Genomic DNA, 23,765 nt, shown 5'->3' on the forward strand with positions numbered 1-23,765 from the left:
GCGGCGGCCTCAGCTGTTCCAGTCCGGGGCAAACGGCGGGCTAACCACGCGCTGGTCTTTCGGCAGCCCGGCGATGGCTGCGCGGTCTTCGTCATCCAACTGCACGGTCAACGCGGCCAGGTTGGCCAGCTGGTTTTCGCGGCTGCTGGCTTTGGGGATCGCCGCCACGCCGTCCTGGTCCAGCAGCCATTTCAGCGCTACCTGGCTGGGCAGCATGCCATGCTTGCGGGCAATCGCCTGGATCACCGGCTGCGCCGCTGCCTGGCCGCGTGCCAGCGGGGTATAGGCGGTGAGCAACAAATCATGGCTGCGGGCGAAGTCGAGTAGCGGCTGCTGGTTGAGCAGAACATGGTACTCCACCTGAATCGCCGACAACGGCGCGCCCAGGGTTTCCACCACCTGGCGCAGTAACCCCAATGGGAAGTTGGCCACGCCAATGTGGCGCGCCTTGCCTTCGTCACGCAGGGCTATCAGGGTGTCGATGCTGCGGGCCAGGTCCCAGTCTGTGCCTGGCCAGTGGATGTGGAACAGGTCGACCTGTTCGGTACCCAGCGCGCGCAGGCTGTCTTCCAGCGACTGACGCATGGCTTGGGGCGCCAGACGGTCCCACCAGACCTTGGTGGTCAGATGGATCTGCTCGCGTGGCACGGCGCTGTCACGCAGCGCCCGGCCAACGGCTGCTTCGTTTTCGTAGGCGGTGGCGGTGTCGATGTGCCGGTAACCCACGTCCAGTGCCTGGCGCACGGCCTGGGTGCATTCACTGCCGGTCATTGGCCAGGTGCCCAGGCCGATGGCGGGCAGGTCCAGGCCGGTTCGGGTGGTGAGCCGTTGCATGTAAATTCCTTGTAGGGTGCAGGGGGCGGTCGATGGTCAGCGATCAACCGTGCACGGGCCATGCATGCCAGATGGAAAGTGGTCGATCAGCGAACAGAAATTGCACTTGGCCGGGGCAAGCGGCAAATGAACTTCCTTATTCTGCGGCATCTCTTCTAGAATCCCAGCTGTTTCATCCGCCGGGCAATGCCTGCGCGTCCTTCCCCGGGCGCGGCTTGCTGCCGCGCCGTCATCGAGAGAGCCATGAGTTCCAGCACACCGCTGTCCGGCGTCAACCAACCCCTGCGCGGCATCGCGTTGGTGGTGGTAGCGACGTTCCTGTTCGCCAGCCACGATGCCTTGTCCAAATTTCTGGGTGGCCTGTACCCGATAGTCATGGTGGTGTGGGCGCGTTATGTGGTGCACACGTTGCTGATGGCCGGCATCTTCCTGCCCAAGTCTGGGCTCAACGTGTTGCGCACCCGCCGGCCGGTATTGCAGACCTTGCGGGCCCTGAGCCTGCTGAGCACCAGCCTGCTGTTCACGACCGGCTTGCAATACCTGCCACTGGCAGAGGCCACGGCCGTCAACTTCCTTGCCCCGGTACTGGTCACCGCGCTGTCGGCGCCGCTGCTGAAAGAGCGAGTGACAGTCGGGCAGTGGGTGGCGGTGGTCATGGGCTTTATTGGCGTGCTGGTGGTGGTGCACCCTGGCGGGGCGATGTTTACCCCGGCCATTCTGTATCCGTTCGGTTCGGCGTTGGGCTTCTGCTTCTATCAGTTGCTGACGCGCATTCTGGCGGCGCATGACAGCCCGACCACCAGCAACTTCTATGCGGGGTTGTGCAACACCTTGGCGATGAGTGCGCTGGTGCCGTTCTTCTGGGAGGTCCCGCGCTGGGACCATGCCCTGTTGATGCTGGCACTGGGCGGCTTTGGCATGACTGCGCACCTGCTGTTGACCCAGGCCTTCCGCCATGCAGCGCCAGCGTTGCTGGCACCGTTCAGCTATTGCCAGATCGTGTTTGCCGGGTTGCTTGGCTTCGTGGTCTACAGCCAGGTGCCGGATACCCTGAGCCTGGTAGGGATTTTGGTGATCTGTCTCAGCGGGCTCGGTGCAGCGTGGATGCAGCGCGGCAAATAGTAGCCGCGTGCTTCAGGCTGTACGGGCGGTAGGCGCAGCGTTGCGCTGCGAAGAGGGCATCACTGCGTGGCCATGAACTGCAGGATGCGGTCGCGCAGCCAGCGCTCGGCGGGGTCGTTGTCCTGGGCGCCGCTCCAGACCATCGACAGCTCGGCCTCGGTGATGTCGAACGGCGCCGGGTCGGCGCGCAGGCTGCCGTCGTCGGCGAGAGCGCAAGCGGCGTAGTCCGGCACCGTGGCGATCAGCTCGGTGTTGCGCAGCAGGGCGCGCAGGCTACCGAACTGCGGCACCGCCAGCACCACCTTGCGGCAACGACCGATGCGTGCCAGATCGAGGTCGATGTTGCCGCTCATGTCACCGGAGAACGACACCATCACATGCGGGCGGGCGCAGTATTCGTCGAGGGTCAGCGGCCCCGGGCGGTCGTCGGCGCGCAGCACCCGTACGCCGATGTCGCGCAGCTTGCGGCGTTTGGCGGTGGCCGGTAGGTCGGTGGTATAGCTCACGCCTACCGAGATCTCGCCGCTGGCCAGCAAGCCGGGCATCAGCAGAAAGTTGGCCCGCCGCACTACCACGCTGATCTCCGGGGCCTCTTCACGCAGGGCCTGCAGCAGAGCCGGAAACAGGCCGAACTCGGCATCATCGGAAAGCCCCAGGCGGAACACGTTGCAGCTGTTGGCCGGGTCGAATTCGCGGGCGCGACTGATGGCGGCGGAAATCACGTCCATGGCCGGGCCAAGTTCGGCAAAGATCTGCAGGGCCCGTGGCGTGGGCTCCATGGCCCGGCCGTTGCGTATCAGCAGCGGGTCGTCGAACAGTTCGCGCAGGCGGGCGAGGGCGGCGCTGACGGTGGATTGGGTGATAAACAGCTTTTCGCCGACGCGGGTCAGGTTGCGTTCGATCATCAGGGCTTCGAACAGCACCAGCAGGTTCATGTCGACGCGGCGCAGGTCGTTGCGGTTCATGAGGGCTCGGCGTCCGGGGCAAAGGGTATGGCTGTGTATTTAAGCAGGGTGCCGGGCCTTGTGCCTTGTATGGATGTGCCGGCTTGGTCGCGGGCTTGATCGCGATGCGGCCGATACAGGCCAGTGCCTGACAGAGCCAGCCTATCAGGCTCCAACAGCCACTCTATTAGAACTCTGCCCAAGCTCGACTAGTCTTTCCCGTGGCCCCGCGAATTCCGCGACCGGGCAGCGCGTCAGCACCTGTGTGCAAGACCGTGGCCCCCCGGCGTGACAGCTTCGCAAGCCCCGTGTACACCTGATGAGGGGTAGTACGAGCCCACCCGCTCGGCTGAAAGAACACTGGCATAGACCGGAAATCTGGATAACCGACCCAAAGGTACCCGCAGATGTCGAACGAATCGAAATGCCCGTTCCATCAAACCGCAGGTGGCGGCACCACCAACCGTGACTGGTGGCCTGACCAGCTCAACCTGAGAATTCTTCACCAGCATTCCTCCAAGTCCAGCCCTGACCCGGACTTCGACTATGCCAAGGCGTTCAAGAGCCTCGACTTCCAGGCCCTGAAGAAAGACCTGACCGCCCTGATGACCGACTCGCAGGACTGGTGGCCGGCCGATTTCGGCCACTACGGCCCGCTGTTCATCCGCATGGCCTGGCACAGCGCCGGCACCTACCGCATTGGTGACGGCCGTGGGGGGGCGGGCTCCGGCCAGCAACGCTTCGCCCCGCTCAACAGCTGGCCGGACAACGTCAGCCTGGACAAGGCCCGGCGCCTGCTGTGGCCGATCAAGCAGAAGTACGGCAACAAGATTTCCTGGGCCGACCTGATCGTACTCACCGGTAATGTTGCCCTCGAATCCATGGGCTTCAAGACCTTCGGCTTCTCCGGCGGGCGTGCCGACGTGTGGGAGCCGGACGAAGACGTGTACTGGGGGTCGGAAAAGGAGTGGCTGGGCGGCGATACCCGTTACGGCAAGGATCAGGCCAAGGCGCAGGCGCCAGGGCAGGGTGACCTGGTGGCCGAGCCGGCCAAGCATGGTGAAGAGCAGAATCGCAACCTGTCGGCCGAGCGTAACCTGGAAAACCCGCTGGCCGCCGTGCAGATGGGCCTGATCTACGTGAACCCGGAAGGCCCGGAAGGTAACCCCGACCCCGTGGCCTCGGGCAAGGACATCCGTGAAACCTTTGGCCGCATGGCCATGAACGATGAAGAAACCGTGGCCTTGATCGCCGGTGGGCACGCGTTCGGCAAGACCCACGGTGCCGGCCCCGCCGACAACGTCGGCCCCGAGCCGGAAGCGGCAGGCCTGGAGATGCAGGGCCTGGGCTGGCACAACACGTTTGGCTCCGGCAAAGGCGGGGATACCATCACCAGTGGCCTGGAAGTGATCTGGACCTCCACCCCGACCCAATGGAGCAACGAGTACCTGAATAACCTGTTCGACTTTGAGTGGGAGCTGACCAAAAGCCCGGCCGGCGCGCACCAGTGGCGGCCGAAAGACGGCAAAGGCGCAGGCACGGTGCCAGATGCACACGATCCCGGTAAAAGGCATGCACCGTCGATGTTGACCTCCGACCTGGCATTGCGCTTCGACCCTATCTACGAGCCGATCGCCCGCCGCTTCAAAGACAACCCTGACCAGTTGGCGGATGCGTTCGCCCGTGCATGGTACAAGCTGATCCACCGCGACATGGGCCCGCTGGCGCGCTATCTGGGCCCGGAAATGCCCAATGAAGAGTTGCTGTGGCAAGACCCGTTGCCCAAAGCTGACCCATCCACGATCAGCGAGCAAGACATCGCGACACTCAAGGCCAGGATCCTGGCCTCGGGTTTGAGCGTGGGCGAACTGGTCTCCACCGCCTGGGCATCCGCGTCGACCTTCCGCGGCTCCGACAAGCGCGGTGGTGCCAACGGCGCCCGTTTGCGCTTGGCGCCACAGAAGGACTGGGCTGCAAACCAGGGCGTGGACAAGGTGCTGGTGGCATTGGAGAAGATCCAGGGCGAGTTCAACAGCAGCGGCAAGAAGGTTTCCCTGGCTGACCTGATCGTGCTGGCCGGTACCGCGGCAGTCGAAAAAGCTGCCAAGGATGCGGGCTACAGCGGCAGCGTAGGGTTCCGCCCGGGCCGAGTCGATGCGTCGCAGGAGCAGACTGACGTCGAGTCGTTCGCCGTGCTGGAACCGCTGGCCGATGGCTTCCGCAACTTCACCAAGGCACGCTACAGCGTCAAGGCCGAGAAACTGTTGCTGGACAAGGCGCAGTTGCTGACCCTGACCGCGCCAGAGCTGACCGTGCTGATCGGTGGCCTGCGGGTGCTCGGTGCCAACCATGGTGGCAGCAAACTCGGGGTGTTCACCGACAAGCCGGGGACGCTGAGCAACGACTTCTTCCGCAACTTGCTGGATATGAGCGTGGAGTGGAAACCGACCTCGGCGGACAACGAGACCTTTGAAGGCCGCGACCGCAAGACCGGGCAGGTGAAGTGGAGCGGTAGCCGAGTAGATCTGGTGTTCGGTTCGCATGCCCAGTTGCGGGCGTTGAGCGAGGTGTATGCCAGCAGTGATGGCGGTGACAAGTTTGTCCGGGACTTTGTGGCCGCCTGGCAGAAGGTCATGGAGCTGGACCGCTTTGATCTGAAATAGCGTTGCCTGGCGGGGGGCGCTCAGCGCCCCCTTGGCCAGTGGTCATCCCGCCAATTCCAGGTCGGATAGATACAAAAGTGTCCTCGTCGGTTCTGTTGCAATGCTTCTCAGGCGGCCGGCCTGAACAGCGTGCTCACAACGACAAGGAACCCCGACCATGCAAATGCCCAAGACCCTGAAAATCCGCAATGGCGACAAGGTGCAGCCAACCTTCTCCGCCCAGGAATACGCTGCTCGCCACGCCCGGCTGCGGGCCTATATGGCCGAGCAGGACATCGAGGCGGCAATCTTCACCTCGTATCACAACGTCAACTATTACAGCGATTTCCTCTACTGCTCGTTCGGCCGCCCTTATGCGCTGGTGATCACCCAGGACAAGGTGGTCTCGATCAGTGCCAACATCGACGGCGGGCAACCCTGGCGGCGCACGGTGGGCACTGACAACATCGTCTACACCGACTGGCAGCGCGACAACTATTTCGTCGCCATCCAGCAAGCGTTGCCGCTGGCCTCGCGCATTGGCGTGGAGTACGACCACCTGAACCTGCAAAACCACGGCAAATTCGCCGCCTGCTACCCCAAGGCCGAGCTGGTGGACATCGCTGCGCCGTGCATGCGTATGCGCATGATCAAGTCGGCCGAGGAGCAGGCGCTTATCCGTCACGGTGCGCAGGTGGCCGACATCGGCGGGGCGGCAGTGGTCGAGGCCCTGCGTGAGCATGTGCCCGAGTACGAGGTGGCACTGCATGCCACCCAGGCGATGGTGCGCGAAATTGCCAAACGCTTCCCGGACGCCGAGCTGATGGACACCTGGACCTGGTTCCAGTCCGGGCTCAACACCGATGGCGCGCACAACCCGGTCACCAGCCGCCGTGTGGGCAAGGGCGAGATCCTCAGCCTCAACTGTTTCCCCATGATCGCCGGCTACTACACCGCGCTGGAGCGCACCTTGTTCCTTGACCACTGCCCGGACGAGTACCTGCGCCTGTGGCAGGCCAACGTCGAAGTGCACGAAGCCGGGCTGCAACTGGTGCGCCCAGGCATGCGCTGCAGCGATATCGCCCGCGAACTGAACGAGATCTTCCTGCGCCACGACCTGCTGCAGTACCGCACCTTCGGGTATGGCCATTCGTTCGGCACGCTCAGCCATTACTACGGCCGTGAGGCGGGGCTGGAGCTGCGCGAGGACATCGATACCGTGCTGGAGCCGGGCATGGTGGTGTCTATCGAGCCGATGATCATGCTGCCTGAAGGGCGACCGGGGGCGGGCGGTTATCGCGAGCATGACATCCTGATCGTCAACGACAACGGCGCCGAGAACATCACCAAGTTCCCGTATGGGCCGGAGCACAACATCATTCGCCAATAAGCATCGGCGTCGGCTGCTTCGCGGGCAAGCCCGCTCCTACGGGGGTTTCCCCGTTTTCGTAGGCGCGGGTTCACCCGCGAAAAGGCTGGCCCAGACAACAACAAGATCCCCGTATGACCACCAGACCCTGCCTCCAATTAAAAGAATCAGAGGGTACCCGTCATGTCCAGCACCACCCTTGACCCGTCCGCTATTGCCGGCCCCGCACACAACGCCGAACGCCAGGCGCTGCGCAAGGCCGCCCGAGCCAGCTTCATGGGCAACTTCGTCGAGTGGTTCGACTACGCTGCCTACGGCTATCTGGCCACCATCATCGCCGCCAACTTCTTCCCGCAAACTGACAAGACCACCGGTTTGCTGGCCACCTTCGCGGTATTCGCCCTGTCGTTCCTGGTACGCCCGCTGGGTGGCATCGTCTGGGGCCATTTCGGTGACCGACATGGTCGGCGCAACGCGCTGTCGTGGTCGATCCTGATCATGTCGGTATCCACCTTCTGCATCGGCTTGTTGCCGGGCTATGCGCAGATCGGGCTGTGGGCGCCGGCCTTGCTGTTGCTGATCCGCCTGGTACAGGGGTTTTCCGCCTCGGGTGAGTACGCCGGGGCCGCTGCGTTCCTGGCCGAGTACGCGCCGCCTGGGCGGCGTGGCTTGTACACCAGTATCGTGCCGGCCAGCACGGCGGCGGGGTTGTTGTTCGGTGCGGCGTTCGTTGCGGTGCTGCATGAGCTGCTCAGCAGTGAAGCCCTGCATGAGTGGGGCTGGCGCCTGCCTTTCCTGCTGGCGGCGCCGTTCGGTCTGGTAGGGCGCTATATCCGCATGAGCCTGCAGGACACGCCCAAGTTCCTGGAGATGGAGCAGCGCCTGGAAACCAAGGCCGGCATGGCCACGACGCCGCTGCGCGAACTGCTGGGCCAGCACCGGCGCAGTCTGGCGATCGGCATAGGTGTCACCTGCCTGAATGCGGTTGCGTTCTACCTGTTGCTCAGTTACATGCCGACCTACCTGTCCAGTGAAATGGGCATGAGCGAGCGGGATTCGTTCATCGCCTCGACGGTGTCGCTGGCCACCTATATCGGCTTGATCTTCCTGATGGGGCGGCTGTCCGACCAGTTTGGTCGCAAGACCATGCTGGTGGTGGCCTCGCTGTTGTTCCTGGGGTTGACCGTGCCGTTGTTTCGCCTGCTGGACGGTCAACCGCTGCTGGTGATTCTGGCCATCCAGATCCTTTTCGGTGCGATGCTGGCGATGAATGACGGGACCTTGCCGTGCCTGCTGGCCGAAATCTTTCCGACCCGGGTGCGCTTCAGCGGGTTTGCCTTGAGCTTCAATGTGGCCAATTCGTTGTTTGGCGGGACTGCGCCGTTCATTGCCACCTGGCTGATTCAGGTGACGGGCAGCAAGCTGGCCCCGGCAGGCTACTTGCTGGTGGCAGCACTGGTGGCGCTGGTGGCCATGCTGATGTGTCGGGAGACGGCGCACGCGGCCCTTGAAGATTAGTTGACCTGCACTGGCTTCTTCGCGGGCAAGCCCGCGCCTACAACGGCCTGTGCCGGACCACCGATGTGCGTGTAGGAGCGGGTTTACCCGCGAATACGGTGGCGGCGGCAACGGTGAGCGGCGGGTGGAGATTGGCCAGCAGGTCCGGCCCTTTCGCGGGTGAACCCGCTCCTACAACAGCCTGTGGCGGACCACGTGCGTGTAGGAGCGGGCTTGCCCGCGAAGAGGCCAGCAATGCCAATACCTGACCCAAGTCAGTGGAGAGAGGCCTGTCGCCGCTCCCCTAAAGGCGACAGCCCGAAGAACCGGCTGTAACTCTTGGAGAAATGCGCAGGCGAACTGAAGCCGCAAGCCAGCGCTACCTCACGGACTTGCACGTCACTGCGCAGCAGTAACTCCCGCGCCCGCGACAACCGCAGCTCCAGGTAGTACTGGCTGGGCGTGCGCTGCAGGTACTTGTGGAACAGCCGCTCCAATTGGCGCACGGTCACTTCGTTGAGGTTGGCCAGTTCCTCCAGCCCCAGCGGTTCCTCCAGATTGGCCTCCATGATCGCCACCACCTGGCTCAGTTTGGGCTGAGCGCTGCCGAGCAGGGTGCGCAGCGGCACACGCTGGCGCTCACGTTCACCGCGTACGCGGTCGCACAGCAACAGTTCGGCGGCCTTGGCCGCGATGTCCTGGCCGCCCGTGTCCCGGGCCACCAGTTGCAACATCATGTCCATGGCCGCCACGCCGCCTGAGCAGGTGTAACGGTCGCGGTCCAGTTCGAACAGCTGGCTGGAGATCACGATACCGGGGAAGTGCGCCTGCAACGTCGGCAGGTCTTCCCAGTGGATGGTGCAGCGGTAACCCTTGAGCAATTCGGCCTTGGCCAGCAGGTAACTACCGGTGCAGATACCGCCCAGCGGCAAGCGCTGGCGGGCCAGTTGGCGCAACCAGTCGATCAGTGGGCGGTTGCTACGGCTTCGGTCGATCGGGTTGGCGCCGACCACCAGCAAGGCATCCAGCGCGGGGGCGTTGGCGATGTTGTAGTCGGGCAGTACGCGCATGCCGTTGCTGGCCACCACCGGCGCGTCGTCTGCGGCGATCAGCACACTGCGATACAGTGGCTTTCGTGCGGCCAGGTTGGCCATGCGCAGGGTCTCCACCGCCGACGCAAGGCCGATGGTGGTGAAATTGGGCAAAATCAGGAAGCCAAAGGTCTTTGCCGAACAACCCTTTACAATAGACGGCGATAGGTTTGCAGAAGCGGGGTGGACCATTGCGCTGTTCCTGTGCAAGCTGAGGCCTGGTTGGTCAGGGGCAGTGAGAAAGCAGAGCCTCGCGTGGTTCTTGTTGTTATGTGTCGTTGCGGGGTCGATCATACACCCCGGATGCAGCGGCCAGGAATGGCCCCGCCGGCTGGCAGGGCCGACAGTGATTGCACAGAGAAGGTGAGCGTCAGTGAACCCCGAAACCATGCTGGCGGGCTTGCCAGGCTATGCCATGGCCCCCGAAGCGATCCAGGTGCTGCCCGATGCCAGGGCCTACCGCGCCTGCCTGTTCGAGCGTATCCGTACGGCGACTCGGCGCATCGTTATCGTTGCGCTGTACCTGCAGGAGGACGAGGCCGGCCAGGAAGTGCTGGATGCCTTGTACCAGGCCAAGGCCGCGCGGCCAGGCCTGGAAATCACCATCGTGGTCGACTGGTTCCGCGCCAGGCGCGGGCTGCTGGGGGCCGGGCGTCAGCCGGGCAATGCCGCCTGGTATCAGGCCCAGCGCCAGTTGCGCGGGCTGGACATCGCGATCCATGGCGTGCCAGTGCAGACCCGCGAACTGTTCGGGGTGTTGCACCTCAAAGGCAGCATCATCGACGATTGCGTGATCTACACCGGCGCCAGTCTGAACAATGTCTACCTGCATCGTTTCGACCGCTATCGCCTGGATCGCTACCACCTGTTCCAGTCACCGGCACTGGCTGATGCCATGGTCGGCCTGGTTCAGCGTTTGCTGCACCATACCGCCACACCGCGCCTCGACCTGCCGGCGCCACCTTCTACCCGCAGCTTGCGCGGTGACATTCGGCGCTTGCGCGCACGGCTGCGGCGCATGGCCTACGAGGTACCGGCCAGCGTGACGGGGCAGGGCCTGCAGGTGATCCCGTTGCTGGGTGTGGGCCGTGGCAATCCACTGAACCGGGCGCTGTGCGCCTTGCTGGCAGTGGCGCGCACGCAGATCATCATCAGTACGCCGTATTTCAACCCGCCGCAGGTCGTGATGCGCGAGCTTGACCATGCCCTGGCGCGGGGGGTTGGGGTGGAACTGATTGTCGGTGACCGCACCGCCAACGACTTCTACATCGCCCCTGGCGAACCGTTCAGTGCCAGTGGAGCATTGCCCTATCTGTATGAGGACAACCTGCGCGCCTTCGCCCGCCGCCGCCACGCCGCGATTGCCAGTGGCCAGCTGCAAGTACGCATCTGGAACGATCCTGGGCATACCTTCCATGCCAAGGGCGTGTGGATCGACCAGCGTTATTCGCTGTTGACCGGCAACAACCTGAACCCGCGCGGGTTCAACCTGGACCTGGAGAACGGCCTGCTGATCGACGACCCGCAGGGTCAATGGCTGGCGCCACGGGAAGCAGAGTTGACCGAACTGCGGCGCTTTGCGCCGAGAATCGGCTCGGCAGAGGCGCTGGGGGCGAAGGCCGAACATCCCAAGCAAGTGCGCAAGTTTCTGCGCCGGTTGCGCTACAGCCGGTTGGAACCGTTGATCAAACGGGTGCTCTGACGGCGCCTGGACTTGCCCTGTCACCGGCAAGCCAGCGACAGGGCCAGAGTGGTGCGCACTGCGCATTGATGTCATTATGATATTGCTGCCCGCGGCCCTTTGTCAGGGCCTGGATTACAATGTGCAGGCAACCGTGCAAGGCCCCTCTGAACGTGATCACGATCGCATACAGTCGGGCCTTTTCCCGTTAACCAGACAGGCCAATGCGTATATGGCGTTAGATCCACCCACGATGCTGACTATTTCAGTCGCTTTGGCCGCTGCGGCCGCCTTGTACCTGGCGATTGAATGGCGCAGTGTGCGCGAACCCTCGTTGCTGTACTGGAGTGCGGGTTTCGCCACGATTACGGTTGGTAGCACCCTGGCATTGTTGCGCGGGGTCGGCTTGCTGTTCATCGGTATCTGGTTCGCCAATGGCTTGCTGGTGGTGGCCCACGTGTTTTTCCTGATCGGCGTGCTGCGCTTCACCCAAGAGCGCTTGTCACGTGCCTGGCTGATGATCGTGGTGGTCTGGTTCGCCTTGCTGCTGCTGCCCGTGGGCCCGCAGTGGTCGAAGGTGATGCTGATGGTCAACTCGCTGTTGGTGGCCTCGCTGACGCTCAAGGCCAGCTTCCTGCTGCGGCCACATGGCAAATCGCTGAGCGTCGGGGCCGTGCAACTGCGCTATGTGTTGCTGATTCATGGGCTGTTCTATGTGGCCAAGGCAGCCATCGCGATCACGCCAGGCACACTGATTGACCTGGCGACCTTTGGCGGGCTGATCATTCAGGTTTCGCTGGTGGAAGGCGCGATGGCGATCATGTTGATTGCCTTGTCGATGACCGGCACCGTACGTTACCGGCGTGAAGAGCGCATTGCCCGGCTGGCAGCCCGTGACCCGCTGACTGCGCTGTACAACCGGCGTGCGCTGGAGGTGCGGGCGGGGCATTTCTTCAAGGACGTAAGCCCCGCGCAGCCCGGGGCATTGCTATTGATCGACATCGACAACTTCAAACTGGTCAACGACCTGCACGGGCATATAGCCGGCGACCGATTGCTGATTGCCTTGAGCGAGATGATTCGTACGGCGCTGCCCGAGCGCTCGCTGGCGGCGCGGTTGGGCGGGGATGAGTTCGTCATCTTGCTGAGTGGCGCAAGTAGTGAACGGGTCATGGAACTGGGGAGTGGGCTGCGTGAGCAGTTCCAGCATTACGCCGACAAGACCGTGCCTACGCCCCAGGCGGTTACCTTGAGCATTGGTGCCAACCTGTTCGATCAGCCGCCGGCGAGCCTGGCGGCGTTGATCGAGCAGGGGGATGTGGCGTTGTACCAATCCAAACGTGGGGGGCGCGACAGCATTCGGTTTTTCGAGCGGGCGATGGCTGAACTCCGCCAGTGAGCGAGTCACCTGGGTGGCTGAGCTTTCATGAAACCGATGTGGGTGATCCGTGCAGGCGCTCCTGTTACCCGGCCCCTGCCGTTGACGGGCATCCATGCCCGTCATCAGCAAAGCAGATTGGTCAGGTCGCCACCTGATAGCACGGCACATACTCCGCGCCACCGGGCAGCTTCATCCGGTGCTGGTCGACGAATGCCTGCAGCAGCCGGCCCAGCGGGTCCAGTACGGCGCTGTCGCCGTGGATCTGATACGGCCCGTGTTCCTCGATCAGGCGGATGCCTTTGTCCTTGACGTTGCCTGCGACAATGCCGGAAAACGCCCGGCGCAGGTTGGCCGCCAGTTCATGGGGCGGCAGCTCGCGGCGCAAGTCCAGTTCAGCCATGGCCTGGTGGGTCGGGTCGAACGGTCGCTGGAAGCTCTCCTCGATCTTCAGCAGCCAGTTGAAGTGGAAGGCATCGTTGCGCTCGCGGCGGAACTGCTTGACCGCTTTGAGGCCGTCGACCATGTGCCGGGCGACTTCCGCCGGGTCGTCGATGATGATTTCGTACAGGCGATGGGCGGCTTCACCCAGGGTGGCGCCGACGAAAGCGTGCAACTGTTGCAGATAAGGCTCGGCGCTGCGCGGGCCGGTAAGCACCACCGGGAACGGCAGGTCCTCGTTGTCCGGGTGCATGAGGATGCCCAGCAGGTACAGGAACTCCTCCGCTGTGCCGGCCCCGCCCGGGAAGATGATGATGCCGTGGCCGACACGCACGAAAGCCTCCAGGCGCTTTTCGATGTCAGGCAGGATCACCAGTTCGTTGACGATCGGGTTGGGCGCCTCGGCGGCGATGATGCCGGGCTCGGTGAGGCCCAGGTAGCGGCTGCCATGCATGCGTTGCTTGGCGTGAGCGATGGTGGCGCCCTTCATCGGGCCTTTCATCACGCCCGGGCCGCAGCCGGTGCAGACATCCAGCTTGCGCAGGCCCAGTTCGTGGCCGACCTTCTTGGTGTACTGGTATTCCTCGGTGCTGATCGAGTGGCCGCCCCAACACACCACCATCTTCGGCTCCACGCCCGGGCGCAAGGTGCGCGCGTTGCGCAGCAGGTGGAAAACGTAATCGGTGATGCCCTGGGAGCTTTCCAGATCGATGCGCTGGCTGGCCAGCTCGCTTTCGGTGTAAACGATGTCGCGCAAGGCGCTGAACAGCATTTCACGGGTGCTGGCGATCATTTCGCCATCGACGAAGGCGTCGGCTGGGGCGTTCAGCAGCTCCAGGCGTACGCCGCGGTCCTGTTGGTGGATACGCACCTCGAAGTCCTTGTAGGCCTCAAGGATGGTCTTGGCATTGTCGACATGGGCGCCAGTGTTGAGGATTGCCAGGGCGCACTGGCGGAACAGTGTGTAAAGGCTGCCGGTACCGACTTCACTCAGTTGCTGCACTTCACGTTGTGACAGCGTCTCCAGGCTGCCTTTGGGGCTGACGGATGCATTGATGACATGGCGTTGAGGCATCTAAGTCTTTCCTGTGCGGGTAAAACATCCTTCTTTGGCACCACCATACCGAGAAATGTGGACGGCAACGAGGGGGGCTGTGAAAAACCTTGAGACCGGGTGGCCTGCTTCGCGGGTAAACCCGCTCCTACAGGGGCCTTGCCGTCTTCAAGGCAGCACCCACCTGTAGGAACGGGTTTACCCGCGAAGCAGCCAACCCGGCCTCGAATCAGCCCAAAAGCTTCTGCACCCCCAGGGTAATCGCCAGCCCCCCGCCAACCAGCCACAGGTTCAGAATCGCCCCGGTAGCCAGCGCCCGTGGCCCAGCCTGGCGAATCTGGCTGAAGCGCGTTTCCATTCCCAGCGCGGTCATGGCCATGGTCAAGGCAAAGGTGTCCAGGCTGTTCACTGCCTGGGTCACGCTGCCGGGCAGCACGTGCAGCGAATTCACCAGGACCAGTGCCAGGAAGCCGAAAGCGAACCAGGGCATGGTAATGCGCCCGTTGCCCTGCGCCTGGCCAGCCTTGCGCGAACGGCTGATCCACAGGCCCACCACCAGCAGTACCGGTACCAGCAGCATGACCCGGGTCATCTTGACGATGGTGGCGACGTGCGTGGCTTCGGGGCTGACATTGCTGGCCGCGCCTACCACCTGAGCCACTTCGTGGACAGTGCCGCCCAGCAACAGCCCGGCGCCCATGGTATCCAGATGCAGCCAGCCGGCATTGATCGCCAGTGGGTAAAGGAACATCGACAAGGTACCGAACAGCACCACGCTTCCGACTGCCATGGCGCTTTTATGGGGGGCGCTGCGCAGCGCCGATTCGAATGCCAGCACGGCGGCCGCGCCGCAGATGGCGCTACCCGCGGCGGTCAGCAAGGCGGTATCGCGGTCGAGCTTGAACACCTTCATGCCACACCACAGGCCGATCAGCAGGGTACTGGTGACTACCAGCACCGATACGATAAGCCCCGACCAGCCGACTTCGGCAATTTCCTGCAGGCTTACCCGCAAACCAAAGAACGCCACGGCGATACGCAACAGGCCGCGAGCGGAAAAGTTGATACCGGCTGCCCAGCTTGCCGGTACACCGTCACGCAGCGCGTTGCCATACAAGGCACCTGCGACGATACCCACGATCAGCGGGCTGATGCCCAGGTTGGCGATAGCGGGCATGGCCGCCAGTTGCGTGACTGCGACCGCGAACAGCGCGACGAACAGAATGCCATTGAGCCGCCCTCGGGTGGAGAGGGTAGGGGCAAAGGCGGGGTTGGACGGAACCGTGGCCATGTGAGTCCTCCGGAAAAGGTGTTTCGACAAGGCCTACGTTAATCTGGTTATAAGCTTATAAAAAATCGTAATTTAGGATGGCAAATATCCGAATAGCTGATATTTTTGAAGAATGACCCCAGAGCAACTGATAACGTTCGCCACGGTTGCCGAACACGGCAACATCAGCCATGCGGCCCAAGCCCTGCACCTGTCGCAGCCGGCGGTGTCCGGCCAGCTCAAGCTCTTGCAAGAGGCGTTTGGCGAACCCCTTTACCAACGTGCCGGTCGCGGCGTGCGGCTGACAGCGGCCGGTGATCAGTTGCTGGCGCATGCCGAGCGCCTGCGCGAAACCTTCCGCCAGGCCAAGGCGCTGCGCGAGGCCATGCGCGGGCTGGAGCGCGGCACATTGCGTATTGGCGCCAGTACCACACCCGCCAGTTACCTGCTGCCTTACCTGATCGCCGATTTTCACGGGCGTTATCCGGATGTGCTGGTCAGCACCTCGCATGGCAACACGGCGGAGATCGTCGCCGCCCTGGACAGTGTCGATATCGCCCTGATCGAGGGGCCGCCCGGGCAGGAGTTGCCGTTGGGTACGCAAGTCACGCCGTGGCGCGAGGACGAGATCGTGGCAATTGTGCCCCGTGGGCATCCCTTGGCAGGCAGTGGCCCGCAGACGCTGGCGGAACTCGGCGCCTACCCGTTGGTGCTGCGTGAAAGCGGCTCGGGTGTGCGGCAGATCGTCGAGCGGGCGTTTGCTCGTGATGGCGTGGCGATGCGTGTGGCGCTGGAGATCGCGGGCGTTGAAGGGGTAAAAGAGGCGGTCCGCGCCGGGATGGGGGTTGGCTTTGTGTCGGCGATGTCCATTCGTCATGAGGATGGGGCGCTGCACCGGTTGCAGGTTGCGCCGCAGGCGCTGGTGCGGCGTTTCTCCATTCTGTTGCCGCATGGGGCTACGCCTTCGCGGGCTGCCTCGCGGTTTCTTGAATTATGTGTTGCCATGCAAGAGGTGGGTTGATTGTAAAGGTCTCTTCGCGGGCGCGATCCAAAACGTTTTGCAATAAAAAACAAGGAGTGTTGACATCTGGCATAGTGATATTGGTACAGAGACGTTCTGTGGGCTTGTATGCTTTGCAAGGCAGCCTTCGGTATCAAGTTAGCAACGGAGCCCCGGATGGATTTTTCTGCCCACAAAGGCACCACGTCGATCAGCCTCGTGCGGGACGCACTTCAAGGAGCAGAACTGCGTGGCCTGGATGTTTCGACTGTACTCCGCCACGCACATATTGATCCGCTGTTGCTGGCCCAAAACTATGCCAGGGTACCTGCTGGTACGTTCTCCAGATTGTGGATTGCGTTAGCGGATTTGCTCGACGATGAGTTTTTCGCGGCAGACAGTCACCCCCTTCGCAGAGGTAGCTTCAAGCTGATGGCTCAGTTGGCCCTCGGCTGCGACACCCTTGGACAGGCGCTCAAACGGATTCTGGCGTTTCTCAGGACTGCCCTTGATGACATCTACGGGGCGGTGGAATGCGAGGGAGAGCATGCTGCAATTATCATTCATGATCATGGTGAGTTGCGAAGGGTGTTTTGTTACGGTGCCTGGCTGGTGCTCGTGCACGGCCTGCTTTGCTGGCTGTGCGACCGGCGCATCCCTATTTTGAAGTTATCGATGCGTCCTCCTCGGCCGGTGGACGACAGCGACTATCGAATGCGCTTTTGTGAGGAAATCGAGTGGAGGGCCGATAGAACCACCGCTGTTTTCGAGAAGAGCTTTCTGGAGTACAAGGTTTGCCAAACACCTGGTTCTCTTCCTGCCTTTTTAAAAGGAACGCCAAGTAACTTCCTTGTGAAATACCGTAACGACGACAGTACGAGCATTATGATCCGGCGGCGATTGAAACTGCTCTCTCCCCACACCTGGCCTGAACTCGATGAGCTCGCACGCGACTTGAGCATGTCCAGTTCCACCCTGCAACGAAGGCTCTATGCTGAGGGTTTCACCTACCAACGGCTCAAAGACAATCTCAGGCGGGATATTTCCATCAGTCTGCTGTGCCGAGCAGGTATGACAGTGGATGGCGTTGCGTCAGAGGTTGGCTTCATTGAGACCAGTGCGTTCCACCGGGCATTCAAGAAATGGACGGGTATCACCCCTGGTGCTTACAGACGCTCGTTGCGTAGCCATCGAGGGAACTAGTCCTCTGCGCGTGGGCTGATCACACTCAGTCTGAAGCCATCGGGCTCCAAAACTGCCCGTTCCGGTCAAGCAGAATGATGCCATTGGGCATGGTTGGCGCTTGCCATAAGGCCTACGATTTTCCTCGGGCGCCGTCTAGTTGGTGCCTCTCAACTCTCCCGACTCACACCCGGAACCATGCGTACCTGTGCGTGTGGTCGAGTTGTGCCAGATCGCTATACGTATGTGGACTTCAAAAACACAACAATAAGATTGAAGGAGACACGGTATGAGTTCTTTGAATATGTACACGTTGACCGAAGAGTCGAAGTTCAACCGCTTTCATGGAATTATTCTGTTCTGGTGCGTGTTGATTCTGATTATCGATGGTTACGACTTGGCAGTGGTGGGGGCTGCCCTGCCAGCCATCATGGCCGATATGCAAATTGACGCAACCAGCGCCGGGGTAATGGCTGGCTCAGCATTGTTTGGGACAATGCTGGGCGCCATTTTTTTAGGCACATTGGCAGATCGAATTGGCCGGCCGAAAATGATCGCGATGTGTGTAGCGCTGTTCAGCGTTTTCACCGCTGCGGCAGGGTTCACTGACAGCCCGCTGACCTTCAGTATCATGCGCTTTATCGCCGGCTTGGGAATCGGCGGTGTGTTGCCCATCTGTACGGCGCAGATGGGTGAGTTCTCACCCTTGAAAGTTCGCACCCGGCTGGTGACCATCGTTTTCGCAGGCTATTCGGTGGGGGGGATTCTGGTAGCGCTTACGGGTAAACAACTGATCGAAAGCTACGGTTGGCAATATGTGTTTTACGTGGCAGTCCTGCCAGTGGTTTTGATTCCTTTCATTCTCAAGACAATGCCCGACTCTATCGGCTTTATGTTGAAGCAGGGTCGACAAGACGAGTTGAAAGTCATCGCGCGTCGCCTTCGTCCTGACCTTGTGATCAAGGATGACACGCAGCTCGTTGGCAATCCGCAGATTATCTCTGCTCAAGACAAGCCGGTACGAAGCCTCTTCCTGGAAGGCCGTGGATACAGCACGGTCATGATCTGGATGGCATTCATGACCGGGCTGTTCATGGTGTATGCACTCAATTCGTGGCTCACCAAGTTGATGGCCATGGCGGGCTTCAGCCTCGGTTCAGCCCTGAATTTCGTCATCGTGTTCAACCTCGGTTCGATCTTCGGTGCAATTCTGGGTGGATGGCTTAGCGACAAATTCAGCATCAAGCACGTCTTGGTGGTGTTCTATGTAGTGGGCGCGGTCGCACTCACCTTGCTGGGATATACCCGCTCCACCGAACTGCTCTTTGTCGTCGTGTTCATCGTGGGGGCCTCGACCCTTGGCACCCAGCTTCTGGCCTATGCATACGCCGGCGATTTCTATCCCTCCACCATCCGCTCGACTGGCGTCGGTTTTGCATCGGGGGTCGGTCGCGTCGGGGCGATTGTCGCACCTGTTTTGATTGGTGCCTTGGTGTCGATGGCGTTGCCGCTGGAGCAGAACTTCATGGCAATCGCGCTCGCCGGCCTGGTAGGGGCTGTTGCAGTGACCATGATCAACCAATCTCGCTCGGACTCGGCTGTAGTGAGGAAGAAGGCCACGGTTGCCCACGAGCTGACCTGACCGTAATTCTGAGAGACAGGTTCCACGTATGCTTATTGATCGTTTGCGCAAATCACCGGTAGGTTCGGACGAAACAGCCCGTTTGATCGACTGGGCAATTGTCTCTCGTCGGAGCATCAGGTCGTTCCTCCCAACCCCAGTTCCGCTAGAGGAAATCGAAACGATGCTGAACGTTGCTCGCTTTAGCGCAACAGGCGTCAACCTGCAGCCCTGGAACGTGCATGTTGTTACCGGTGATATGAAGGCACGGTTGTCCGCAGCACTTGCTGAGGTTGATGACCATCCGGCTGATGACCAACGCTTTTCTGATCCCTACGCGTATTACCCCAGGGAGTGGACATCTCCCTACATCGAACGGCGCAGGGAGGTAGGGTGGGGGCTCTATAGCCTGTTGGGCATCAGTCGAAGCGATAAACAAAGGATGCACGAGCAACACGGCCGGAATTATCGCTTCTTCGGGGCGCCTGTTGGCCTGTTCTTCACGATTGACCGCGTGCTCCAGGAAGGGAGTCTGCTGGACTATGGCATGTTCCTGCAAAGCCTCATGATTGCCGCACGGGGAAGAGGCTTGCACACCTGCCCGCAGGCAGCATTCCTTAAATATCACAGCATCATCACTGAAATGCTGGAAATACCGAAGAGCCAAATGCTCGTCTGTGGGATGAGCTTGGGTTACGCCGATGATGGCAGCATTGAGAACACGCTGGTTACTGGCCGTGAACCCGTGCGTGCATTCACTACCTTTCACTCAAAATAAAAACCGGGCGTCCGCCCTGTCCACGTTTGGCGTCGGGCAGGGTGATGCTGTTTCGATCATTCCGCTAAAGCGGGCCTTAACCCATTTGTAGGACTGGCATTGCATGGGGCGCTTCGCTGCGGTCCATGCTCAAGCACACAACAAGAACAAGGTGCCTGTGATGTCTATTGCTTTTAAAAAATCGTTGGCTTGTTCAGCAGCACTGCTGGTCGCGCCTTATGCTTCTGCCGCGTTCGTGGAAGACTTCAAAGGCAGTCTCGAGCTCCGAAACTTCTACTATAATCGCGATTTTCGCAATGACGGTGCCACTCAGTCCAAGCGCGATGAGTGGGCGCAAGGCTTTATTTTGAACCTGCAGTCCGGTTTTACAGAAGGACCGGTGGGCTTCGGTATTGATGCGATGGGCTTGCTGGGGGTGAAGCTTGATTCCAGCCCGGACAGAACAGGATCAGGGCTGCTGGCCTACGATTCCGACAGGAATGTTGAGGATGAATACGGCAAGTTCGTGGCCACCGCCAAAGCAAGGATGGGCAAGACGGAATTGAGGATAGGGGGAGTAAACCCTCTGATGCCGCTACTCTGGAGTAATAATAGCCGCCTACTGCCTCAGATCTTTCGCGGTGGCTCGCTGACCGTCAACGACATCGATAAATTGACGGTAACGGCTACAAGGGTCAACGCAGTGAAGCAGCGTAATTCCACCGATTTCGAATCACTCACAGCCACTGGCTATGCCCCGGTTGAGGCGGATCACTACAACTACCTGGCATTTGACTTCAAGCCTGCGAAGGACATGACCTTCAGTTTGCACGCCGCCGAACTTGAAGATCTCTATAAATCCTACTTCGCCGGCATTAAAGTCATCAAGCCGTTGTGGGAAGGCAATGTGATCGCGGATGTTCGCGTGTTCGATGCCAGCGAGACGGGCTCCAAAAAACTGGGTGAGGTGGACAACAGAACGCTGAGTAGCTACTTCGCCTACAGCATCAAGGGGCACACCATCGGCGGCGGTTACCAGAAGGCTTGGGGCGACACCTCGTTTGCGTTCGTAAACGGCGCGGATACCTATTTGTTCGGCGAATCGCTGGTCAGTACATTCACTGCCCCTAACGAGCGAGTGTGGTTTGCGAGATACGACTTTGATTTCGCTGCTTTGGGTGTACCGGGCTTGCTGTTCACCACCCGGTACATGAAAGGTGATGATGTCGATCCTGATCTGTTGACGAGCCGCCAAGCCGCTTCACTCCGCCTCAACGGGGAGGAGGGCAAAGAATGGGAGCGGGTCACTGATATCTCTTATGTCATTCAGAGTGGGCCGGCGAAGGGTGTTTCGTTCCAGTGGCGTAACTCCACGAACCGCTCGACCTACGCTGACAGCGCTAATGAAAATCGCCTGATCATGCGCTACACCTTCAACTTCTAAATAGCGAAACGGGCCGGCCTTCTGAAGCCGGCCCATTTTTTTGAGCCGCCTCCGACATCTCCAGCGAGGTCAAGGAGGGGCGTGGGCATTCGCAGGCCTCCCCGGTGGCCGCAAGTGCGCCGGTGAGGGCAATTCGGAAAGGTCACGCGTGTTGAGGTGTTGGGCATGCCTTGGCGGGGCGCGCCGACTGGGCGATCCATCCTGGATTGCTCGCAAGGCAGTGCGCCACTGTTCTCGAAGGAGGCGGCTATGGGTCAATAAATCCCGATACGCCAGTGTTTGTTGTTATGGTATAACATCATTTGCCATAAGGTAGACGCAGATCTTGCCTTCTTCATCTGTGCGCCAACACACACTCAACCCCGCGTCAGGAACCTCCATGCGATTCACCCCAGCCTCATTTGCCATCTTCACGGCAATGTTCACACCTGAAGTCCTCGCCGAACAGACCGGTACCTCCACCATCGTCCTCGGTGAAGTGAATATCACCCAAACGGCCGGTACCGCCTTGAGCACTGAAAATGTGCTTACGTCGGTCGACGTCCTGGGCGGCGACCAGGTGCGAGATAAAAATGTGATGAACAGCTGGCAGTTGTTGGGGCAGATGCCGGGCATCCAGCTGACCGAAACGGGGCAAGGTGCCGAGTCCGGCAAGGTCACCTTCCGCGCGTTCAATGGTGAGGGCTACATCAACGGCATCAAGACCCTGATCGACGGTGTGCCGAGCAACGTCAACAGTGGCAACCAGCGCTTCATCGATATGATCTTCCCGCTGGACATCGAGTACATCGAGGTGGTGCGCGGTACCAACGATCCGCGCTATGGGCTGCACAATATCGGCGGCAACATCAACTTCGCGACCCGCCAGGGGGGGAACTATGTCGATAGCCGTGTGACTTACGGCAGCTTCGATACGCGCGAAGTGCAGTTGGCGGTCGGGCACGAGGAGGGGAATTTCGCCCAGAACTATATCCTCGCCAAGCAAGACAGCAACGGTTACCGCGACCACAGCGAATCCAACAAATACACGCTCGGCGGCAAGTGGTTCGTCAGCAACGACGAACAAGACTTCCGTGTTGGCCTGATCGCTCGCCTGTACCACCACCAGGCCCAAGAGTCAGGCTTCCTCACCCGCGAGCAACTGCACGCCAGCCGTACCCAATCGCCGGCCAAGAACGCCAATGATGGTGACGATCGTGACATGAAGCAGCTGAGCCTGCACGCCGACTGGCAGCTCGACGACGACCTGAGTCTGAGCAGCAAGCTGTACTACAACAGCTACAACGATGATCGAACCATCACGTTCACCGATTACCAGCCCGGCAACGCGCCACGCCAGCGTCGGCAGTGGGATGAACAGCAGCGAGGGATGCTCAGCAACCTGACCTGGCGCGCTGACGATCTGCTGACGCTGGATGGCGGCATCAACTACGAGGAGCAGGACAACCAGTATCGTCGCCTGCGCTACAGCTACGGGATCCCGACCGATTTCGACGCCACGCCGGCACGTGTGCAGAACGACGACACTTACACCCTGCGCAATATTGGCGGTTATGTGCAGGCGGTCATTCAGCCGACCGACGCGCTGAAGATCATTCCTGCCATGCGCGTCGACAAGTTTTCGGGTAACAGCGAAACGCTCGGCGGTGTCAAGGCATCCCTGCAGGATTATGGCTGGATCCGCCAGCCGAAGCTGAGCGTAATCTACAGCCTCACGCCCGAGATCGACCTGTACGCCAACTGGGGGCGTACCTTCCAGATTCTTACGGGCTCCGGCGGGCCAGCTTATAGGGTGCCAGGGCAAGCCTCGTACGACCCGTCGATCAACACCGGCAAGGAAGTGGGCATCAAGTTTCAGCCATTCCCGGGCGCTCAGGCGCGGGTTGCGCTGTGGCAGCAGGACGCGACCGATGAAGTCGCGAACATGCCCAGCACTGGCACCACGGTCGGCCTTGGCGAAACACGCCGGCGTGGCGTGGACATGCAGATCAGTGCGCAGCTGGACGATCAATGGACGGTATGGGCGTCCCACGCGATCCAGGAGGCCAAGGTGGTCAAGGCCTACGCTGCAAACGGCCAGTCATTGTCGGGCAAAGAGGTATTTTCCACCCCGCGCTACATCAGCAATGTGGGTGTCGACTACCGGTACAATGATGACTGGAAGTTCGGTGCGCAGGGGCGGGCGCAGGGCAGCTACTACATCGACGAGCTGAACGAGCAGGGTAAGTACGGCGGTTTCGTGGTCGTGGACGCCAGTGTCAGTTACCGTATTACCTCGTCGACCAGCGTCGACCTGCAGGTTAAAAACCTGTTTGACCGTGAATACGAATACGTCTGGTACGACAACTTCTTCTGGGGCGGCGACGACCAGGCGATGTTCTCGCCAGCACCTGGCCGCTCAGCGTTCGTGTCGATAAACATGAGCCTTTGACGGGAAC

General features: G+C 61.0%; 17 protein-coding genes. 12 read left to right on the top strand and 5 right to left on the bottom strand.

The window, feature by feature from the left end; genetic code table 11:
• Positions 1–9: 9 nt before the first annotated feature.
• The gene (locus tag ACF8RA_RS09385) at positions 10–834 is read right to left on the bottom strand and encodes an aldo/keto reductase (protein WP_392514656.1); all 825 of its coding nucleotides are present in this window, start codon (positions 832–834) and stop codon (positions 10–12) included.
• 243 nt (positions 835–1,077) lie between these two features.
• On the opposite strand from ACF8RA_RS09385, the gene ACF8RA_RS09390 reads away from it, so the two are divergent.
• On the top strand, positions 1,078–1,956 hold the full coding sequence (locus ACF8RA_RS09390; protein WP_010954509.1) for a DMT family transporter: 879 nt from the start codon (positions 1,078–1,080) through the stop codon (positions 1,954–1,956).
• 59 nt (positions 1,957–2,015) lie between these two features.
• Here the strand turns inward: ACF8RA_RS09390 and ACF8RA_RS09395 are convergent, their stop codons facing one another.
• The gene (locus ACF8RA_RS09395) at positions 2,016–2,921 is read right to left on the bottom strand and encodes a LysR family transcriptional regulator (protein ID WP_021782048.1); all 906 of its coding nucleotides are present in this window, start codon (positions 2,919–2,921) and stop codon (positions 2,016–2,018) included.
• A 386-nt stretch (positions 2,922–3,307) separates the two neighbouring features.
• Here ACF8RA_RS09395 and katG point away from each other — a divergent pair, with 386 nt between their 5' ends.
• The 3 genes from katG to ACF8RA_RS09410 all read left to right on the top strand — a co-directional run bounded on the left by katG (position 3,308) and on the right by ACF8RA_RS09410 (position 8,429).
• Entirely contained in the window at positions 3,308–5,563 is a 2,256-nt protein-coding gene (katG, locus tag ACF8RA_RS09400; protein ID WP_392514658.1) for a catalase/peroxidase HPI, read from the top strand.
• 157 nt (positions 5,564–5,720) lie between these two features.
• Positions 5,721–6,932, top strand: coding sequence for a M24 family metallopeptidase (locus ACF8RA_RS09405; protein ID WP_392519112.1), 1,212 nt, complete (start codon positions 5,721–5,723; stop codon positions 6,930–6,932).
• 162 nt (positions 6,933–7,094) lie between these two features.
• Positions 7,095–8,429: an MFS transporter gene (locus ACF8RA_RS09410; RefSeq protein ID WP_392461210.1), complete on the top strand. Its 1,335-nt coding sequence runs from the start codon at positions 7,095–7,097 to the stop codon at positions 8,427–8,429.
• A gap of 254 nt (positions 8,430–8,683) precedes the next feature.
• Here the strand turns inward: ACF8RA_RS09410 and ACF8RA_RS09415 are convergent, their stop codons facing one another.
• A complete protein-coding gene (locus tag ACF8RA_RS09415; RefSeq protein ID WP_392519113.1) occupies positions 8,684–9,691 on the bottom strand; it encodes a GlxA family transcriptional regulator in 1,008 nt (335 codons plus the stop codon).
• A 181-nt stretch (positions 9,692–9,872) separates the two neighbouring features.
• Here ACF8RA_RS09415 and pssA point away from each other — a divergent pair, with 181 nt between their 5' ends.
• Together pssA and ACF8RA_RS09425 are read left to right on the top strand one after the other, a co-directional pair.
• Positions 9,873–11,201 carry a CDP-diacylglycerol--serine O-phosphatidyltransferase gene (gene pssA, locus ACF8RA_RS09420; protein WP_392461211.1) on the top strand — a complete coding sequence of 443 codons (1,329 nt, stop codon included), beginning with the start codon at positions 9,873–9,875 and terminating at the stop codon, positions 11,199–11,201.
• Positions 11,202–11,433: 232 nt separating this feature from the next.
• Positions 11,434–12,579 carry a GGDEF domain-containing protein gene (locus tag ACF8RA_RS09425; RefSeq protein ID WP_176682467.1) on the top strand — a complete coding sequence of 382 codons (1,146 nt, stop codon included), beginning with the start codon at positions 11,434–11,436 and terminating at the stop codon, positions 12,577–12,579.
• 121 nt (positions 12,580–12,700) lie between these two features.
• On the opposite strand, the gene ppnN is transcribed toward ACF8RA_RS09425, so the two are convergent.
• Positions 12,701–14,074, bottom strand: a complete 1,374-nt coding sequence (gene ppnN / locus ACF8RA_RS09430; RefSeq protein ID WP_392514666.1) for a nucleotide 5'-monophosphate nucleosidase PpnN — start codon at positions 14,072–14,074, stop codon at positions 12,701–12,703.
• Between the two features lie 208 nt (positions 14,075–14,282).
• Positions 14,283–15,344 (bottom strand): YeiH family protein, encoded by a 1,062-nt coding sequence (locus tag ACF8RA_RS09435; protein WP_392487905.1) that lies wholly within the window; start codon positions 15,342–15,344, stop codon positions 14,283–14,285.
• 112 nt (positions 15,345–15,456) lie between these two features.
• Between ACF8RA_RS09435 and ACF8RA_RS09440 the strand changes: the two genes are divergently transcribed.
• From ACF8RA_RS09440 to ACF8RA_RS09465, 6 genes are all read left to right on the top strand, one after another.
• Complete coding sequence (locus tag ACF8RA_RS09440) at positions 15,457–16,344, top strand: LysR family transcriptional regulator (protein WP_392514668.1); 888 nt, start codon at positions 15,457–15,459, stop codon at positions 16,342–16,344.
• 156 nt (positions 16,345–16,500) lie between these two features.
• Positions 16,501–17,526, top strand: a complete 1,026-nt coding sequence (locus ACF8RA_RS09445) for an AraC family transcriptional regulator (protein ID WP_176682471.1) — start codon at positions 16,501–16,503, stop codon at positions 17,524–17,526.
• 268 nt (positions 17,527–17,794) lie between these two features.
• Positions 17,795–19,147: an MFS transporter gene (locus ACF8RA_RS09450; protein ID WP_392519114.1), complete on the top strand. Its 1,353-nt coding sequence runs from the start codon at positions 17,795–17,797 to the stop codon at positions 19,145–19,147.
• Positions 19,148–19,175: 28 nt separating this feature from the next.
• Positions 19,176–19,904 carry a nitroreductase gene (locus ACF8RA_RS09455; protein ID WP_392519115.1) on the top strand — a complete coding sequence of 243 codons (729 nt, stop codon included), beginning with the start codon at positions 19,176–19,178 and terminating at the stop codon, positions 19,902–19,904.
• Positions 19,905–20,007: 103 nt separating this feature from the next.
• Positions 20,008–21,327, top strand: coding sequence for an OprD family porin (locus ACF8RA_RS09460; protein ID WP_392519117.1), 1,320 nt, complete (start codon positions 20,008–20,010; stop codon positions 21,325–21,327).
• 379 nt (positions 21,328–21,706) lie between these two features.
• The gene (locus ACF8RA_RS09465) at positions 21,707–23,758 is read left to right on the top strand and encodes a TonB-dependent receptor (protein ID WP_392519118.1); all 2,052 of its coding nucleotides are present in this window, start codon (positions 21,707–21,709) and stop codon (positions 23,756–23,758) included.
• Positions 23,759–23,765 lie beyond the last annotated feature (7 nt).

The sequence above is a fragment of the Pseudomonas sp. FYR_5 genome (genome assembly GCF_043106315.1).
GTDB lineage: Bacteria > Pseudomonadota > Gammaproteobacteria > Pseudomonadales > Pseudomonadaceae > Aquipseudomonas > Aquipseudomonas putida_Y.

What these genes read in the sequence shown, in the direction of transcription:
- ACF8RA_RS09385 (WP_392514656.1), bottom strand. Translation starts at nt 834, where the DNA reads ATGCAACGGCTCACCACCCGAACCGGCCTGGACCTGCCCGCCATCGGC.
- ACF8RA_RS09425 (WP_176682467.1), top strand. Translation starts at nt 11,434, where the DNA reads ATGCTGACTATTTCAGTCGCTTTGGCCGCTGCGGCCGCCTTGTACCTG.
- ACF8RA_RS09405 (WP_392519112.1), top strand. Translation starts at nt 5,721, where the DNA reads ATGCAAATGCCCAAGACCCTGAAAATCCGCAATGGCGACAAGGTGCAG.
- katG (WP_392514658.1), top strand. Translation starts at nt 3,308, where the DNA reads ATGTCGAACGAATCGAAATGCCCGTTCCATCAAACCGCAGGTGGCGGC.
- ACF8RA_RS09435 (WP_392487905.1), bottom strand. Translation starts at nt 15,344, where the DNA reads ATGGCCACGGTTCCGTCCAACCCCGCCTTTGCCCCTACCCTCTCCACC.
- ppnN (WP_392514666.1), bottom strand. Translation starts at nt 14,074, where the DNA reads ATGCCTCAACGCCATGTCATCAATGCATCCGTCAGCCCCAAAGGCAGC.
- ACF8RA_RS09440 (WP_392514668.1), top strand. Translation starts at nt 15,457, where the DNA reads ATGACCCCAGAGCAACTGATAACGTTCGCCACGGTTGCCGAACACGGC.
- ACF8RA_RS09460 (WP_392519117.1), top strand. Translation starts at nt 20,008, where the DNA reads ATGGGGCGCTTCGCTGCGGTCCATGCTCAAGCACACAACAAGAACAAG.
- ACF8RA_RS09445 (WP_176682471.1), top strand. Translation starts at nt 16,501, where the DNA reads ATGGATTTTTCTGCCCACAAAGGCACCACGTCGATCAGCCTCGTGCGG.
- ACF8RA_RS09395 (WP_021782048.1), bottom strand. Translation starts at nt 2,921, where the DNA reads ATGAACCGCAACGACCTGCGCCGCGTCGACATGAACCTGCTGGTGCTG.
- ACF8RA_RS09450 (WP_392519114.1), top strand. Translation starts at nt 17,795, where the DNA reads ATGAGTTCTTTGAATATGTACACGTTGACCGAAGAGTCGAAGTTCAAC.
- ACF8RA_RS09390 (WP_010954509.1), top strand. Translation starts at nt 1,078, where the DNA reads ATGAGTTCCAGCACACCGCTGTCCGGCGTCAACCAACCCCTGCGCGGC.
- ACF8RA_RS09410 (WP_392461210.1), top strand. Translation starts at nt 7,095, where the DNA reads ATGTCCAGCACCACCCTTGACCCGTCCGCTATTGCCGGCCCCGCACAC.
- ACF8RA_RS09465 (WP_392519118.1), top strand. Translation starts at nt 21,707, where the DNA reads ATGCGATTCACCCCAGCCTCATTTGCCATCTTCACGGCAATGTTCACA.
- ACF8RA_RS09455 (WP_392519115.1), top strand. Translation starts at nt 19,176, where the DNA reads ATGCTTATTGATCGTTTGCGCAAATCACCGGTAGGTTCGGACGAAACA.
- ACF8RA_RS09415 (WP_392519113.1), bottom strand. Translation starts at nt 9,691, where the DNA reads ATGGTCCACCCCGCTTCTGCAAACCTATCGCCGTCTATTGTAAAGGGT.